Genomic DNA, 16,752 nt, shown 5'->3' on the forward strand with positions numbered 1-16,752 from the left:
GGGACCCGGGCCTCAGCGGGCGGCGGCGAGGGCGGTGGACTCCCGCAGCAGGACATCGCCGCGCACGTGGATCTCCTGAGGCCCGTCGGCGCTTGTCCCGTCGGTGCTGGTCCTGTCGGCGCCGGTCCCGTCGGCGTCGGCGCCCTGCTGGCCGGTCGCGTTCCCGGCGCCGATGGTGCTGAGCACCCAGTCGACGGCCTGCTGCGCCATCCGATCGAGCGGGAGGGCGATCGTCGTGAGCGTGGGATGGGCGTCGTCGGCGTCGGGCACACCGCCGAACCCGGCGACGGCGACCTGCTCGGGCACCGCCAGACCCTGGCGCCGCAGCTCGCCGAGCGCGCCCAGCGCCATCACGTCGGCCGGGGCGAACAGGCACAGCGGCAGCCCCGACTCGGCGCCCTCCGAGGCGGAGGCGAGATGCTCGGCGATGCGGCGCGCCGCGTCATGCCCGCCGCGCCGCGTGAGATCCGCCTGCAGCGTCAGCTCCGGCTCGATCGCGGCCTCCGTCAGCCCGCGGACGAAGCCGCCGGTGCGGTCGCCGGCGGAGGGGATCCCCTGGATGCCCTCGACCACCGCGAAGCGTCGATGCCCCTCGACGATCAGGGAGGTGGCCAGCTCGTGCGCGGCCTCGGCGTTGTCGGGGACGATCGTTCGCCCCACCCCGAGGGACTGCCCCAGCCCCACCACGATCCCGCCGTTGCGGGCGAAGCCCTCGAGCAGCATGCGGATGGCGTCATCGGACTCGCCGCCGTACCGGTGCGAGCCCACCAGCACGAGCGCATCGACCTGCTGGGCGATCAGGGCGCGCAGGGCACGCACCTCGGTGTCGGCGTCGCGGTCCGTCTGGGTGAGCAGCACCTGCGAGGCGGAGGCGAACACCCGCTGCTGCACAGCCCGGGCGATCGAGCCGAAGTAGGGGTCGGCGATGTCGTGGACGACCAGTCCGATCAGCCCGGAGCGCGATCGGGCCAGGGCCTGCGCCTGCGCATTGGGGACGTAGCCGAGCTTGAGCGCCGAGCGGCGCACCTTCTCGGCCACCTCCTTGCCGGGCACGCGCGTGGACCCGTTCAGGACGCGCGAGGCGGTGGCCAGGGACACCCCGGCATCATGGGCGACGTCGCTGAGTCGCACGGCAGGCATCCGGGGCCCCTCTCCCTGTCCACATCGGTCCGGGTGCGAGCCTCCGGACCGTCCGTCGTCGGACGATGGGCGGTGCAACACGTGGCAACCGCTGTCCGACGATGATCAGGATACGTGCCCGGATGCCGTCCCGCCCGGGAAATCTGAGACTCCCGTCCTGGAGGCCGGGCGCTCAGGCGGTGATGGCCAGCAGACCGGGGTCGACCGGATGGCGGGCGGGCTCGCCCATGACCGCCCGCCGGACCTCCTCCAGCGCATGCTCGCCCAGACGGTGCAGCTCATCACCCTGCGAGCCGGCGATGTGCGGAGTGATCGACACCGTCGGCACACCCCACAGCGGGTCGTCGTCGTCGAGATCGTCATGCACGTCGAGCACCGCGCACAGCCTCCCGGAGACGAGCTCGTCGCGCAGCGCGTCGACATCCACGAGCGCCGCACGGGCCGTGTTGATGAACGTCGTGCCGTCGCGCATGAGGCCCAGCAGGCGCCGGGAGACCAGACCGCGCGTGGAGGGCAGGTCGGGGGCATGCAGGCTGACGACGTCGGAGGCGGAGAACAGCTCCTCGAGCTCCACCTTCCGAGCGCCGAGCGCCGCGATGCCCTCGGCGTCGGCATGCGGATCGGAGATCAGCACCTCGACGTCGAAGCGCCGCAGATGCTCGGCGACCATGCGCCCGATGCGGGAGGCGCCGATCAGGCCGATCACCGCACCGTAGTTCCCGATCCCCTCCGCGGACGCCGCGCCCGGCACCGCCGCATGGGTGCGCCGATGCGCGGACTCCTGCGCGAGCGTCCGCTTCGAGGCCAGCAGGATCTGCGCGAGCGTGTACTCGGCGACGGGCACCGCATTGGCCTCGGCGGCCGACGTGACACGGATGCCGCCGTGCTCCCACACGGCGTCGGACACGATCCCCCGCACCGACCCCGCCGTGTGCACGATCGCCTGCAGGCGGAGCATGCGTGCGAGCGCCAGCTCGTCGACCAGCGGGGACCCCCAGCCGGTGATCAGCACCTCCACCTGCTCGAGGATCTCATCGGGCGCCGCCGTGAGGTCAGGCGTCGTCACCGCGGTGTCCACCTCGACCAGGGCGCGCAGACGCTCCAGCTGCTCCGGGGTGAACATGCGGTGCTGCAGCCCCTCGGGCATCGCCAGCAGGGCCCTCATCGTGCGGCCCCCTCGTCGGCGGGCCCGTCGACGGCGGGCCCGCCGTCGATCCAGGAGCGCAGAGTCGCAGCCTCATCGGGGAGGCGGTCCGGGTCGTCGTCCGGGACGAACTCGAGCAGGGCGTCGTGGTCCGAGCCCTCCTCGCGGAGGACCGCGAAGACCTCGCGCCACAGCCCCTCGCGCTCGGGCAGCGCGCCCAGGGCGTGCCGCTCATGGCCCGGCCACCAGGAGAAGACATGGACCGTCGAGACCCGCGGAAGCGCTCGCCGGAGCGTCCCGAGCGCCTCGTCGGCGGGCATGTCCTGATGCGGCTGCCAGTAGGACAGCACATGGGAGCGGTCGATCTCGTCCAGGAGGCGCAGGGTCGAGCCGATCTCGTCCGTGAGGGTGCCGCCATGGAACTCCAGGCCGACGTCCAGCCCCGCCAGCCCCGCGGCGTCGGCGAAGCGGCGGATGCGCCGCACGAGGATCTCGCGGCGCTCGGGATCGGTCTCGGCCGACGGGCTCCGCCCCGCCCACACCCGGATGCGAGGCGCGCCGAGTGCACGGGCCGAGGCGATGACCAGCTCGCCCTCCGCCTCGATCCGCTCGTCCGCGGTCCGGTCGTCCGCGATCAGTCCGTCGGGGACTCCGGTGCCGGGGGTGCTGCCGACGGGACTGCTGCCGGTGGGGTCGTCGCCTGTGGGGTCGTCGCCGGTGGGGTCGTCGCCGGTGGGGACGGTGGCATCGTGCTCGAAGTGCAGGTAGGAGCCGTATCCGGAGACCGCGAGGCCGGCGGCCTCCGTCAGCTCGCGGACCCTCTGGGCTGCGGCGATGTCCCCGGGCGGGACGTGCACGTCGGCGCCCCACTCGATGCATGCGAGACCAGCGGAGGAGGCGTGCGCGATCACGTCCTCGACCGCGAGCGTGCGGAACGTGACGGAGCACAGGCCAGGTCTGATCATCGGGTCAGCCTCCTCGACATCATCGGCAGGAAAGCATCGGCGGGGACGCGCCGGCACGACAGCACCGTCACGAGAGCACCGGCGGGAAAGCGCTTGATCCAGAGGAACTCTAGAGTCGTCCTCAGTGGGCGGTCAATGTGACCTGGCATGACGCGGCAACAGGGACCCGGGGCGGGTGCCGGGGCGGTGAGGCGGAGGTGAGGGGGCGGTGCGGAGGCGGTGCGGGGGCGGTGCGGTGCTCTCTGGTGGCGTTGCTGCTGAAGAAGGGACCTATGCGTGACCTCAACGCCTCTCAGGGCTTGAGGTCACGCATAGGTCCCCTTCTCAGCAGGGAAGCGGGGCGAGGACCGGGCAAGGCGGCAGGGCTGGGCTGCTGATGATCGGGTCGGTGCTCGAGCGGGGCCGTCAGTGCTTGAGGAGCGTCCCCATCGGCACGAAGTCGGCGAACTCGGGATCCAGGGTGCTGGCAGGCTCTTCGGGACCGGCATCGGGACCGGAGGCGGGATCGGAGTCGGGATCACGCCGGGCGTCCTCGCGAGGCGCGGCGGATGCGAGGGCGAGGTCCTTGCGCCGGGCCAGGATCAGATCGGCGAGCTCGCCGGCGGCGCGTCGGATGCGGTCGGCGAGCGGCTGCTCGTCGGCCTGTCCCGCGGCGGCGCCGAAGTCCGAGGAGGCGGCGAAGACGGCCGTCGAGGCGACCTCCGCGTGCAGGTAGGCGAACAGCGGTCGGAGCGCGAAGTCGATGGCCAGCGAGTGGCGGGCGGTGCCGGCCGTCGCACCGATCAGGACCGGGCGGCCCGCCCACAGATCCTTGTCCAGGGCGTCCACGAAGGACTTGAACAGGCCCGACGCGCCGACGTTGAAGATCGGCGTGACGGCGATGACCGCGTCCGAGGCGCGGATCGCGTCGATCGCCTGCGCCATGCGCTCGCCGGGGAACCGGGTGAGCATCATGTCGGTGATCTCGTGGGCGATCTCGCGCAGCTCGATCGTGCGGATCTCGACCTCGGGCGCTGACCCGCCGTCGGCCGCAGGAGCCTCTCCGCCGCCGGCCGCAGCCGCTGCCCTGCCTGCCGCGGCGGAACGCGGTCCGGCCGTCGTGCCGGTCAGCCGGTCGCGCACGGCGAGCGCCAGCTGGTCGGCGAGCATACGGGTGGAGCTCGGGGTGGAGAGCCCCGCGGTGATCACCACGAGGCGGATCGGCGAGGCCGACGAGGTGCTCGGGGCCGACGAGGTGCTCGAGGTCGGAGGGGTGCTCGAAGTCATCAGAGGGTCGTCTCCTTCTCGGCGTGGTCTGCCGCCTCGGGGCGGGCGCTGCGTCCGCGCGCATCCTCCGCGCGCAGGCCCGTCCAGTTGTCACCGGTCTCGAAACGGTAGCTGGGGTCGAAGGCGCCGCGCTCGGCCTCGGCCGCCGCGACCAGCGAGGCGTGGGTCGGGGCGTCGGGCACGTCGGCCGGACGGCGGGCGTCGAGCTCGCGGCGCAGGACCGGGACGACCTCCGTGCCCAGCAGCTCGATCTGCTCCATGACCGTCTTCTCCGGCAGGCCGGCGTGGTCCATGAGGAACATCTGGCGCTGGTAGTCGCCCACGTGGTCGGCCATCGTCAGATAGCGCTCGACGACCTGCTCGGGTGAGCCGACGGTCAGCGGCGTGGCCCGGGTGAAGTCCTCCATCGACGGTCCGCCGCCGTAGACGGGGGCGCTGTCGAAGTACGGACGGAACTCCTTCACGGCGTCCTGCGAGTTCCTGCGCATGAACGCCTGGCCGCCGAGGCCGACGATCGCCTGCGCCGCCGTCCCGTGGCCGTAGTGCTCGAAGCGCTCGCGGTACAGCTGCACCATCTGCTTCGTGTGGCTCATGGGCCAGAAGATGTTGTTGTGCAGGAAGCCGTCGCCGTAGTAGGCGGCCTGCTCGGCGATCTGCGGGGAGCGGATCGAGCCGTGCCAGACGAAGGGGGCCACCCCATCGAGCGGACGCGGGGTCGAGGTGAACTGCTGCAGCGGAGTGCGGAACTGCCCCTCCCAGTTCACGACGTCCTCGCGCCAGAGGCGATGCAGGAGGTCGTAGTTCTCGACGGCGATCTCGACGCCCTTGCGGATGTCCTGGCCGAACCACGGATAGACGGGGCCGGTGTTGCCGCGGCCCATCACGAGGTCGACGCGTCCGCCGGTCAGGTGCTGCAGCATCGCATAGTCCTCCGCGATCTTCACCGGGTCGTTGGTGGTGATCAGCGTGGTCGCGGTCGAGAGGATGATCCGCTCGGTCTGCGCGCCGATGTAGGCGAGGGTCGTGGTGGGGGAGGAGGTCACGAACGGCGGGTTGTGGTGCTCGCCGATCGCGAAGACGTCCAGGCCCACTTCCTCGGCGAGCTTCGCCTGCGCGACCATCGACCTCAGACGCTCGTTCTCGGTGGGGATCCGGCCCGTCGTGGGGTCCGGGGTGATGTCGGCGATGGTGAAGATTCCGAACTGCATGACCGCTCCTGGTGCTCGTCGCTGTGCCGCCGGTCGGGTCTCGAGACGTCCGTCCGACTAATAGTTCGAAATTAAACTACTTTGGTCCGCTTGGCAAGCCTCGGGCGGCCCGGACGTCTCGGCGGTCACACGGAGCGTGGGCAGGGGCGGTCGCGCGGAGCTGGCCTCCGGGAGCGGGCGCATGGAACGGGCGTGTGGAGTGCCGGTGCATGGGTGCGGGTGCTGGGGTGCGGGTGCATGGGGTGCGGGTGCGCGGGTCGCGAGCCGATGCCGCGGGCACCCCATCACGTCCCGATATCGTCTCGGCCCACGCCGCTCGAGCGCTTCAGCCCGGTGGCAGTATGGATGACCATGACGCACAGGAGCATCGCCGACCTGCTGGACGCGACCCGTCTGGTCGGCATCACCACCACGCCCGGCGGCCGCATCGTCGCCTCCATCCAGAGCCCCGACGCCGACGGCACCGCCTACCGCACCTCGCTCGTCGAGATCGACGGCGGCACCGTCGCGCCGCTCACGCGCGGCAGCGCGTCCGTCGGCGCCGTCGCCCTCGCCGAGGACGGGACCACCTACTTCACGTCGAAGCGCGTGGGCGAGGACGGCGAGAGCGCCGACGACGCCCAGCTGTGGGCGCTCCCGGTTCGCGGCGAGGCGCGCGAGCTCGCCTCCCGGCCCGGTGGCTTCAACGCCCTCCATCTGGGCGAGGGACGGCTCGTCGTCGAGATCGACGTGCACTCCCAGGCCGCCGACGAGACCGAGCATGCCGAGCTCACCGGCAAGCGCGAGAAGGCCAAGGTCAGCGCCGCCCTCCACAGCGGCTTCCCGACCCGCTACTGGGATCACGATCTCGGTCCGTCCCGCCCCGTCCTCGCCGTGGCCGAGCTCCCCGAGCTCCCCGAGGACGTCTTCTCCGCCGAGGCCACGCCCGAGCCTTCGCAGAAGAAGGCATCGGCCGACGGCGGATCCGATGCCGACGAGAAGAAGCGCCACGAGCAGGTGCTGCACTTCCGCCACGTCGAGCTGCCGCCGGGGCGCCTGAACCACTGGAGCGCCGACCGCAAGGGCGAGCGCGCCCTCGTCGCCATGAACGACTCCCTCGACTCGCGGCTCGGGGTCCCGCGCGTGTACCTCGTCGACCTCGTCGGCGGCACGGAGCCTCGCCTGATCCGCGACGCGAGCGAGGAGATCGAGTTCCATCCTGGCGAGTTCAGCCCCGACGGATCCCGCGTCCTGCTCTCCCGCGAGCACGTCTGGACGCGGACCCAGTCGCTCGCTTCGAGCATCGAGATCCTCGACCTCGCGACCTTCGAGTCCCGTCGTCTCTGGCCCGAGCTCGACCACTGGATCGACCCCGTCTGGGCCGACGATGACACCCTCGTGGCCGCGAGCGACGACCACGGCCGCGGCGCGCTCTGGGTCGGCGGGGCCGACGACGCCGCCCCGCGCCTGCTCGCCGGCGGGCCCGAGCAGGACCTCTCCTTCTCGGGCGTCTCCGTCGCCGACGGCGCCGTGATCGCGGCAGCCTCCGGCATCGCCGTCGCCCCGCATCCCGTGCGGGTCGCACTCGCGGGCGCCGACGGCGGCAGCGCAGGCGGCACCGGCGGCGCTGTCAGCACAGGCGGCACCGGCGGCGCTGCCGGCGCTGTCGGCACAGGCGGCACCGTCGAGCAGCTTCCGAATCCCGCTGCCGAGGTCGCCCAGGCCGGCACCCTCACCGAGGTCGCCGCCACCGCGGAGGACGGCACCGCTCTGCGGGCATGGCTGCGCCTGCCCGAGGGTGAGGGCCCGCATCCGCTGGTTGTCTTCGCCCACGGCGGGCCCTGGGGATCCTGGAACGCCTGGACCTACCGGTGGAACCCGAACCCCTTCGTCGCGGCCGGTTACGCCGTGCTGCTCCCGGACCCGGCGATCTCCACCGGTTACGGACAGTCCATGATCGACCGCGGCCAGCATGAGCTCGGCGGGGCACCCTTCACCGACATCATGGCGCTCACCGATGCGACCGTCGCCCGTGCGGACATCGATGCCGAGCGCACCGCCTTCGCCGGCGGCTCCTACGGCGGCTACATGGCGAACTGGGTCGCGGGGCACACCGGCGACCGCTTCCGCTGCATCGTCACCCATGCCTCCCTGTGGGACACCGACTCGATGGGCCGCACCACCGACAACTCCGGCTGGGAGCGTCCGATGCGAGAGCAGAACCGGCGCTTCAACCCGAGGGACTTCGTGGGCGACATCGTCGTGCCGATGCTCGTCATCCACGGGGACAAGGACTACCGCGTGCCGATCTCCCAGGGCCACGCCCTCTGGTACGACCTGCACGAGTTCTCAGCGACCCCGCGCGACGCCGAGGGCCGCACCCAGCACCGCTACCTGTACTTCCCCGATGAGGGCCACTGGATCCTCGGCCGCGGCAACGCCCAGGTCTGGTATGAGACCTTCCTCGGCTTCCTCGACCAGCACGTCCGCGGCGAGGACTGGACAGCACCCGCAACCCTCGGCTGACCAGCGGCTCCGAGCCGGGTCTGGCTTGACCGGGTCGGGCCGGGCTGATCGGGCCGGGGTGGTGTCAGCAATCGGTAGCTGAGAAGCAGGTGCCCTGTTCTATGCGGGGGAGATGCTTCTCAGCTACCGATCTGTGCCATACCTACCGATTCGTGCCGCACCTGCCGATCTGTGCCGCAGCTGCCGATCTCTGTCGGGCCTGCCGATCGCTGTCAGTTGCTCGGTGCTGGATCAGAACGACGGGATCAGGGTGTCGCTGTGCTCGTCCTCGAGGAAGGAGCGGACCTCGTCGCTGGTCATCGCGGCCTTGAGGGCCTGGATCTTCTCCGAGTCGACGTTGTCTTCGCGGGCGACCAGGGAGATCGCAAAGCGCTGGTCCACGGTCTCCTCGAGGAGCAGAGCATCCGCGGGGGTCAGCCCGACCTTGGCGATGTAGGTCGGGTAGTTGTAGACCAGCGCGATGCCGTCCTCGTCGTAGGCGGAGGAGAGGTTCAGCAGATCGATCTGCACGAACTCGAGGCTGAGGGGGTTGTCGACGATGTCGTTGACGCGGCCCTCGAAGCCGGCGTCGTCGGGCAGGGTGATCAGGCCCTGCTCGTCGAGGATGGCCAGAGCGCGGCCCTCGTTGGAGACGTCGTTGGGGATGGCGACCTTCGCGCCGTCGGGGATCTGGTCGACGGTGTCGTAGGCCTTGGAGTAGAAGCCGACCTTGGCGTCGTAGATCGCCTGGACCTTCACGAGGTCGGCGTCGTTCTCCTCGTTGAAGGTCTGCATGAAGGGCTCGTGCTGGGCGAAGTTCGCGTCGACCTCGCCGTCGGCCAGCAGACGGTTGTACTGGACGTTGTCGCTGACCTGGACGAGCTCGACGGTCCAGCCGTCGGCTGCGGCGACCTCGCCGGCGAGCTCGACGACGTCGGTCATCGGGGTCATGTGCGAGGCGACCTTGATGACCCGGTCGTCGGAGGAGGCACCGGATCCGCCGTCGCCGCCGGAGCCGCCCGTGCCGGTGCCGCAGGCGGCGACCAGCAGGGTCGCGCCGCCGGTGCCGAGGGCGGCGAGAGCACCTCGGCGGGTGAGAGCACCTCGGCGGGTGAGGGCGGAGGGGCGGGGTGCGGACTGCGTCATGGGGATCTGCTCTTTCGGTGAGGAGGCCGCCGGGGTCGGCTATCGGGTGCGGTGGTCGAGGAGGCGGGCGAGGAGGGTGCCGGCGCCCTGGATGAGCATCACGCAGACGACCATGATCGCGATCGTCGCGTACATCAGCTCGTACTCGTAGGTCTGGTAGCCGTAGCGGATCGCGAAGTCGCCGACGCCCCCGCCGCCGACCACGCCCATGATCGTCGAGTAGGAGATCATGCTGATGGTGACCGTGGTCAGGCTCAGCACCAGACCGGAGCGGGCCTCGGGGTAGAGGAAGCGCAGCACGAGCTGCGCGGGACCGGCGCCGAGGGAGCGGGCGAGCTCGATGGTCTGCTCGGGGACGTCCAGCAGGGTCTGCTCGGCGAAGCGGGCGTACAGGGCGACGGCGACGAAGGCGAGGGGCACGGAGGCCGCCGTCGTGCCGAAGCTCGTGCCCACCAGCCAGCGCGTGAAGGGGATCATCGCGACGACGAACAGCAGGAACGGCACGGAGCGCACGACGTTCACGTACGTGTTCAGGGCCGCGCGCAGACCGGGGCGCTCGTAGGGCCCGCCGGGGCGGGTGAGGTAGATGAGGGTGCCGATCGGCAGACCGATCAGGATCGCGGCGATCAGGGAGTTGCCGAGCATGATCGCTGTCTCCCAGATCGCGGTGACGATCTCGCCGCGGTACTCGGCGAGCTGGTCGAGGAGGGAGGAGAGCCAGATCTGGAGGCCGGTCATGCGAGGTACTCCGTGGCGCGCTGGGCGTAGGAGCCGGTGCGCTCGCGCGGGGGCGGGGCGGTGACGTCGGTGAGGCCGACGAGACGGCCGCCCTCGAGCACGGCCGCACGGTCGCAGGAGGACTTGATGACCTCCAGCTCGTGGCTGACCAGCAGGATCGTCGTGCCGAGCTCCTCATGGACGGTGCGCAGCGTGGTCATGACCTCGTCGGTGTGGTGGGCGTCGAGGGCCGACGTCGGCTCGTCGCACAGCAGGATGGAGGGGCGGGTGACGAGCGCTCGGGCGATCGCGACGCGCTGCTTCTCGCCGCCGGAGAGACGGCTGGGATGCTGGGCGCTGCGTGCGCTCATGTTCACGAAGTCGAGCATCTGGGCGACCCGGGCGCGGTCGCGTCGGCCCTGGAGGCGCAGCGGCATGGCGACGTTCTCGGCGACGGTGGAGTTGGCCAGCAGGTTGAAGCTCTGGAAGACCATGCCGATGCTGCGTCGGCGGATGCGGCGCTGCCGCTCGGGCAGGGCGGCGAGGTCGATGCCGTCGACCGTGACCGTCCCGGCGGACGGTGCCTCGAGGTGGTTCACGAGCCGCAGCAGGGTGGACTTGCCGGAGCCGCTCTCGCCGACCACCCCGAACATCTCGCCGTCCCGGATCGTGAGATCGATGCCGTCCAGTGCAGTCACGACGGAACGGCCCTGGCGATAGGTCTTGGAGACGCCGTCGAACTGGATCATCGGACCTCGCGGGGATCAGGAGCCCGGTCGTCGGCCGGGCGAGGATGCCCTCTCGATCCTAGGGACGGGGAGTGCGCGATGGACCGCCCGGTGGGCGACCTCACTCGTTCAGGCAGAACCCGTTCAGGCCGACGGCGCCGGTGGCCCGTCCGTCGCGCCGGGCTGCTCGCCCGCGCCGGGCTGCTCGGTCGCGCTGGGTTCCTCGGCGGCGCTGGGCTGCTCGGCGGCGCTGGGCTGCTCGGCCGCCTCGACGGGATGATCGCCCGCTCCCGTGAGCAGCTTCGAGACCGGGCAGCGGGCGTGGGCCGCGAGCGCGAGCTCGCGCGTCGACTCGGGGTCCAGGCCGGGGATGTGCACGCGGGCGCGGGGGATGAAGCGGAAGCCTCCGGCGGGATCCGACTCGAGCGCGACCTCGACGGTCACCTCCGGCTCGCCCGCCTCGAGCGCAGCTGCCGACGCGCTTGCGCCCCCCGACGCGCCTGAGCCCGCCGGTGCGTCGGCCTCGAGCGCGCCTGCAGCCCGACGGCGTTCGCGCAGGATCGTCCGCAGGGTCTCGTTCAGGCAGGTCGACCAGGCCATCGCGAGCAGCTGCTCGGGGTTGAAGCCATCGGCGTCGGGGGAGGGGCCACCGGTCGGGAGCGTCGGCCGGCCCTCGGCGCGGACCTCCCCGGAGGTGCCGCCGCGGTTGGTCGCGCGGGCCGTGTAGTGGGGGCGAGGCGTCATCGCACATCCTCCGCGTCGGGATCCCAGGTGCTGCACGCCGAGAGATCGCCGTCGGACCCGAAGCCGACCTCGATCCAATGCGCCCATGCCCCGGCGGTCACGTCGGTGTCGGTCCAGGTGGCGGGATCGATGAGGAGCTCCTGGAGCTCTGCGGGCACGCGGGCGGACTCGGGCAGGATCTGGCTGGTGGCGGAGGCGAGGCAGGCGCGGGAGAGGACGAGGCGCCGATCGGCGTCCTCGACCTTCTCGTTCTCGCCGGCGTCCTCGTACGTCTGCACGAGGGTCGAGTAGTAGAACGCGACCGAGCTGTTCCAGTAGGCGACCAGGGAGTACGAGTAGGCGAGCTCCCACAGCACCATCGTCGAGCGGTCGGCGGGGTCGGTGGTGACCGCGGCGACCGCGGCCTCCTCGGCGGCTCCGAAGCCGAGCGGCCAGTAGATGGTCTCGTCCAGGAAGCAGACCCGCGCGGAGTCCTCCGCGAAGGACTCCGTCTCGCAGGCGGCGGAGGCGGGGATGTCCGGCCATTCGTAGACGACGACGGTCGGGCTGGACCACGGCAGGCCCCGGTCGGAGCTGGCGGTCGCCCACACGCCGTTCAGGCACGACGACGCGGCGTCCAGGGTGGCCTGCATCTGCTCGGCGGTCGGGTCGACGGGGGTCTCCGGCAGCTCGCACGAACCGGGTCCTGAGATCGATCCGGTGACCAGGGGGCTCGTGCGCAGGACCTCGGCGAGATCCTCGGCATCGCCCGACGGGGTCTCCCAGGCCTCGATCACCTCGAAGTCCGTGGTGGGTTCGGCAGGGGTGACCGAGGTGCTCCCCGACGGGGTCTCCGGATCGGAGGCCGACGAGGTCGTGGAGGCAGTGCCCGTGGTCGGCGCGTCGCCGTCTCGGAAGATGAGGAAGTACGCGCCCGCGCCCAGCACGATGACCAGCAGGAGCGCGGCCACGCACCCGCAGGCGATGGCGATCATCGCCCACGGCGCCTTCCGCGGAGGCTGGCTCCGGTTCCCGTGTCCTGGCGTGGTCATGCGCTCCCCCGTGCTGATCGCCGTGCTGCGTCACCGGCCTCGCCGGCGGCGCGATGCTCGTCGTCCGCGATGCCCGTCGCCTGCGATGCCGTGCTCGAGGCAGGATAGCCGCGCGCGGCGCGGAGCAGGCGGTCGAGACCGTTCCGCAACGATGCCCAGCGCGACGATGCAGGCGGCATCCGGTGCTCAGATCACCTGGTCGCCCGGGGCCTCCCAGGTGTTGCAGACGGCCAGCTCGCCGTCGGAGCCGAAGCCGGCGGTGATCCAGTGGGTGCGGGCCCCGGCCGTCACGGCGGTGTCGTTCCAGCTCTCGGGGTCCTGCAGGATGTCGCGGACCTCCTGGGAGGGCCGCTGGGCCTCGGGGACCTCCAGGATCGCTGCGGATGCCAGGCAGGTCGCCTGCAGGCTGTAGCGGCGCCAGGCCTCGTCCTGGGCGTCGGTGTCGTCCCCGAGCGCGACCAGCAGGCTCTGGTAGTAGGTGCCGACGGAGCTGTTCCACATCACGACGGTCATGTACATGTACGACAGGTCCCACAGGTACGACGAGGAGATCTCGTCCTCGTCGTCGAGCTCGCCGGACAGTGCCAGGATCGGTGTGATGCCGTAGCCGCGCGGCCAGTAGATCGTGGAGTCGAGGGTGCATGCGCGCGGCAGGTCCTCCTCGAAGGAGTCCGGGTCGCAGGCCGAGTCGGGGATGTCCGGCCAGTCGTAGACGACGATCCGCGGGCTCGTCCACGGGAGGTTCCGGTCGGAGCTGACGTTCGCCCACACCTGGTCGAGGCAGTGGCCGGCGGCGCTGAGCGTCGTCTGCAGCTCGTCGACCGACGCCTCGACGGGCGTGCCGGGCAGCTCGCATTCGGGGATGGTGGTGAAGGTCCCGGTGGTCAGCGGGTTCGTCCGCATCACCTCGCGCAGGTCGTCGGCCGATCCGGGGATCTCGTCGGTCGGCGAGACGACCTCGAAGGTCGAGGTGGAACCGGCCGGCTCGGCGCTCCCGCTCGAGTCCGGTTCGCCGGACTCGGGGTCGGCTGTGCTGCTGCCGGAGTCGCCCGTCGACGAGCCGGCGCCCGAGTCCGGGTCCTCGGTGACGGGCTCGGAGGCGGTGGGCGAGGCGGTCGCCCGACCGTCGCGCCCCAGGAGCAGGTAGGCGCCGACGCCGAGGCCGAGCACGACCACCAGGGCGACGACGCAGCTCGCCGCCACCGCCATCAGCGCCCACGGTCGGCGCGGTGATCCGGGCCCCAGCTGTGGCCACTGTCCTGGCCCTGGTCCTGGGCCTGGGCCTGGTCCTCGGCCCTCCGGTCCGATGCCTGCGGGTCCGCCGGAAGGCGGGGGTCCCCCGGGGCCGTCCGATCCGCTGCGCGTCTCGGGAGGCAGGCCGGTCGACGGCGATGGCTGGGCCGACGGCGAGCCGGCGCTGTACTGCGCCTGACCGTGCCCGGGCCTCGGTCTCTGCCAGGAGTAGGGCTCCGGCGACGCGGGCCGCGGCGGCTGCGAGGGGCGCTGTCCGTCCCCGCTCGACTCCGGCCTCGGCATGCCGCCCTCCTGTCCAGTCCCCGACCGCGTCGGCCGATGCCGCACTCTCCGCGGGGCTGTGTGGACGAAGGATATATCGGTGCAGGCCGCGGGGAGAAACAGACGACCGGTCAGGGAGTGTCCGGGGTCAGGGTCCGCTCGCCGCGGTGGACGCCGCCGATGCGGGTGCGCCGATGCTTCGACCCGGTGGGACGGGTCGGGTGCCGGGGAGGCGGAGGGGCATCGCGCCGGATGATCGAGTCCACGGGAGCCAGGGAACGACGAAGCCCCCTGGGTGACCAGGGGGCTTCGATCGGCGGAGGATGGGGGATTTGAACCCCCGAGGGCGTTAACCCAACACGCGTTCCAGGCGTGCGCCATAGGCCGCTAGGCGAATCCTCCAGCGCTCGTAAGAGCAAGAGCTAGCGTACCTGACCATGCAGGTCGGCGCGAACCGGGCGGGCCCACGTCACACTCGCGGGCCGTGCGCCGCTCGTGGTGCTCGCCGCCGACGCCGTGCGGGCTCGTCCTCGGGGACCGGTCTCGCCCCGGACGACCGCCCCGTCGCGTGCGAGACTTCCGTCGGACCGGCCGACGACGCCGACGTTCTCCGTGCACCGGCGCTGCCCCGCGCCATTCCGCGCCGTCCGATGACCGACCCGACCTCGAAGGCGGAGAAGTGCCCCGAAGCGCCGTGACCCTGAACCGGACCCAGCTCCTGCACGACCAGGTGCCCTATGCCTACTCCGCCTCGGTCGAGCCGCCGGCGCGGCTGGTGGTCCTCGCCGGAGCCTGTCCTCTCGACAAGCAGGGCCGGGTGACAGCACCGGGAGATGTCACCGCACAGGCCGCCAGATGCGTCGAGAACATGGTGATCGCCCTCGCTGAGGCGGGAGTGACGCTCGAGGACGGCCACGACCCGGGCGTCGAAGCCGATCGCATGCGCCTGGATCGGCGGCAGGATCGCGTTGCCCGCGACGTCCAGCGACTCGGCGCGGAACGCCTGGATCACGTCGGGACCTGCGCCGACGTTGATCCACTCGGCGACCGTGAAGTCGAGCGGCTCGATCTCCTCGCCCGCGGCCTCGATCTGCAACTGGGTGGAGATCCCGGCGATCCGCAGGCTGGTTTCGGCCGACGGGTCCCCGCTCGGCAGCGGCTCATCCGTCGAGTACTCGGCGGCCGACGACGTCGCCGACGCGCATCCGCTCAGCGCCATCAGCGCCGCGCCCGCGGAGAGCGCGGTGCCGCCGAGCATCGCGCGCCGGGTGGGCATCGCGCGCCGGGTGGGCGTGGCGAGCTGGCCGGGCGTCGTGCGTGCGGCGGGTGCGGAGTGCCGGGGCGACGCGGTGCGCCGGGTGGGGGAGGTCATCGGCGGGGTCCTCTCTCGGGGAGCGGGAGGGCCCGTGCGGCCACCGGTTCTCGGCGCCGGACGCAGACCCTGTCTCATTCCTCAGTACTCCGACCGCTTTGGTCGGACATAAGCAAACGTAAGGCCGATGCGGAGGTCTGGCCACCACTGTGACGAAGGATGACCGCGCTGTCGGGTCGCGTCCTGCCCTATGCGGGCGGCGCGGTGGAGGAGCGCACGTGCAGCACGGGCTCGACCTGGCTCACGGTGTCGCGGGTGCGTCCCTCGAGGCGCTCGCGGATCATCTGCGCGGCGAGGCGCCCCATGTCGGCACGGGGCTGGTTCACGCTGGTCAGGGGCGGGCGGACGGTCTGCGCGACGGCGGAGCTGTCGTATCCGACGACGCTCAGGCGCTCCGGCACCGCAACCCCCAGGTCCGAGGCGCGATGCAGCACCCGCACGGCGGCGATGTCGTTCGCCGCGAACACCGCCGTCGGGGCATCGGGGTCGCCGCGGCGCACGGAGCGCAGCAGCAGATCGATCCCCTCGTCGGCCTGCTGCGGACCGATCACCCGCACCCGGTCGCCCAGCCCCAGCCGCGCGGCCTCGGCGAGGAATCCTGTGCGGCGCATCGCCGGGCCCGGCCGCGAGGAGAGCGTGACGTGCGCGAGACGGCGATGCCCCTCCTCGATGAGATGGCGCACGGCCAGCGCTGCGCCCGCCTCGTCGCGGCTGCGCAGATGGTCGGCGCCCGGGACCTCGTCCTGCATGCGGCCGATGACGACCGTCGGGACCGTCAGCGCGGCCCGTTCGAGGGCTTCCGGGTCCAGCCAGCTGGTCACGGCGATGACGCCGTCGACGCCGAGGTCCAGCAGACGCTGCAGCCCGCGCTCGAGATGGCTGGCGTCGCGTCGGCCGTGCGCGATCACGACGCCGAGGCCGACCGTGTCGGCATACTGCTCGATCCCCGCGATGACGTCGGTGTGGTACGGGTTCCCGAGATCGGTGGGGAGCACGCCGATCAGACCGGTGCCGCGCCCGCGCCGGTGGCGGCCGTAGCCGAGCTCGCGGGCGGCGGCGAGGACCCGCCGGCGGGTCTCGGCTCCGACGCCGGGCCGGTCGTTCAGGGCCATGGAGGCAGAGGCCGGGGAGACGTCGGCGGCATGGGCGACGTCGGCGAGCGTCGGACGGGAGCGGGAGCGGGAACGGGAGCGGGGGCTGGCCACCAGACCATCACAGCACCGCGAAATATGTTCTGACCTGGATGTCTGAAGACTTTCAGGAGTTCTCGCCCCTGCGTGGCGGATGGTTCA

The 16,752-nt window shown here is 71.8% G+C and carries 14 protein-coding genes and 1 tRNA gene; 1 reads left to right on the forward strand and 14 read right to left on the reverse strand.

All coding sequences use genetic code 11. From position 1 onward, the window contains the following. Nucleotides 1-12: 12 nt before the first annotated feature. From ACZ5AJ_RS15790 to ACZ5AJ_RS15810, 5 genes are all read right to left on the reverse strand, one after another. The gene (locus ACZ5AJ_RS15790) at nt 13-1,140 is read right to left on the reverse strand and encodes a LacI family DNA-binding transcriptional regulator (protein WP_464135996.1); all 1,128 of its coding nucleotides are present in this window, start codon (nt 1,138-1,140) and stop codon (nt 13-15) included. Nucleotides 1,141-1,312: 172 nt separating this feature from the next. Continuing rightward, nucleotides 1,313-2,305 (reverse strand): hydroxyacid dehydrogenase, encoded by a 993-nt coding sequence (locus ACZ5AJ_RS15795; protein WP_464135998.1) that lies wholly within the window; start codon nt 2,303-2,305, stop codon nt 1,313-1,315. Next, complete coding sequence (locus tag ACZ5AJ_RS15800) at nt 2,302-3,249, reverse strand: sugar phosphate isomerase/epimerase family protein (RefSeq protein WP_464135999.1); 948 nt, start codon at nt 3,247-3,249, stop codon at nt 2,302-2,304. The genes ACZ5AJ_RS15795 and ACZ5AJ_RS15800 overlap by 4 nt, the downstream gene beginning before the upstream one ends. Nucleotides 3,250-3,654: 405 nt before the next feature. Continuing rightward, nucleotides 3,655-4,515, reverse strand: a complete 861-nt coding sequence (locus ACZ5AJ_RS15805) for a CE1759 family FMN reductase (protein ID WP_464136000.1) — start codon at nt 4,513-4,515, stop codon at nt 3,655-3,657. Then, nucleotides 4,515-5,723, reverse strand: a complete 1,209-nt coding sequence (locus ACZ5AJ_RS15810; RefSeq protein WP_464136001.1) for an LLM class flavin-dependent oxidoreductase — start codon at nt 5,721-5,723, stop codon at nt 4,515-4,517. The genes ACZ5AJ_RS15805 and ACZ5AJ_RS15810 overlap by 1 nt, the downstream gene beginning before the upstream one ends. 351 nt (nt 5,724-6,074) lie before the next feature. Between ACZ5AJ_RS15810 and ACZ5AJ_RS15815 the strand changes: the two genes are divergently transcribed. Beyond that, nucleotides 6,075-8,228 (forward strand): S9 family peptidase, encoded by a 2,154-nt coding sequence (locus ACZ5AJ_RS15815; protein ID WP_464136002.1) that lies wholly within the window; start codon nt 6,075-6,077, stop codon nt 8,226-8,228. Between the two features lie 231 nt (nt 8,229-8,459). Here the strand turns inward: ACZ5AJ_RS15815 and ACZ5AJ_RS15820 are convergent, their stop codons facing one another. The 9 genes from ACZ5AJ_RS15820 to ACZ5AJ_RS15860 form a co-directional block, all read right to left on the reverse strand. Further along, the gene (locus ACZ5AJ_RS15820; RefSeq protein WP_464136003.1) at nt 8,460-9,353 is read right to left on the reverse strand and encodes a MetQ/NlpA family ABC transporter substrate-binding protein; all 894 of its coding nucleotides are present in this window, start codon (nt 9,351-9,353) and stop codon (nt 8,460-8,462) included. Nucleotides 9,354-9,392: 39 nt separating this feature from the next. Further along, a complete protein-coding gene (locus ACZ5AJ_RS15825; protein ID WP_464136004.1) occupies nt 9,393-10,091 on the reverse strand; it encodes a methionine ABC transporter permease in 699 nt (232 codons plus the stop codon). Then, nucleotides 10,088-10,819, reverse strand: a complete 732-nt coding sequence (locus ACZ5AJ_RS15830) for a methionine ABC transporter ATP-binding protein (protein ID WP_464136005.1) — start codon at nt 10,817-10,819, stop codon at nt 10,088-10,090. The genes ACZ5AJ_RS15825 and ACZ5AJ_RS15830 overlap by 4 nt, the downstream gene beginning before the upstream one ends. A 123-nt stretch (nt 10,820-10,942) precedes the next feature. Beyond that, nucleotides 10,943-11,542, reverse strand: a complete 600-nt coding sequence (locus tag ACZ5AJ_RS15835; protein ID WP_464136006.1) for an OsmC family protein — start codon at nt 11,540-11,542, stop codon at nt 10,943-10,945. Continuing rightward, complete coding sequence (locus tag ACZ5AJ_RS15840; protein ID WP_464136007.1) at nt 11,539-12,573, reverse strand: hypothetical protein; 1,035 nt, start codon at nt 12,571-12,573, stop codon at nt 11,539-11,541. The genes ACZ5AJ_RS15835 and ACZ5AJ_RS15840 overlap by 4 nt, the downstream gene beginning before the upstream one ends. Before the next feature lie 186 nt (nt 12,574-12,759). Further along, the gene (locus ACZ5AJ_RS15845; RefSeq protein ID WP_464136008.1) at nt 12,760-13,782 is read right to left on the reverse strand and encodes a hypothetical protein; all 1,023 of its coding nucleotides are present in this window, start codon (nt 13,780-13,782) and stop codon (nt 12,760-12,762) included. Between the two features lie 623 nt (nt 13,783-14,405). Beyond that, a tRNA-Ser gene (locus ACZ5AJ_RS15850) sits at nt 14,406-14,490 on the reverse strand. Nucleotides 14,491-14,557: 67 nt separating this feature from the next. Next, nucleotides 14,558-15,460, reverse strand: coding sequence for an aliphatic sulfonate ABC transporter substrate-binding protein (locus tag ACZ5AJ_RS15855; RefSeq protein WP_464136009.1), 903 nt, complete (start codon nt 15,458-15,460; stop codon nt 14,558-14,560). Nucleotides 15,461-15,648: 188 nt separating this feature from the next. Continuing rightward, nucleotides 15,649-16,665 carry a LacI family DNA-binding transcriptional regulator gene (locus ACZ5AJ_RS15860; RefSeq protein WP_464136010.1) on the reverse strand — a complete coding sequence of 339 codons (1,017 nt, stop codon included), beginning with the start codon at nt 16,663-16,665 and terminating at the stop codon, nt 15,649-15,651. Nucleotides 16,666-16,752 lie beyond the last annotated feature (87 nt).

The organism is Brachybacterium zhongshanense, assembly GCF_055385755.1.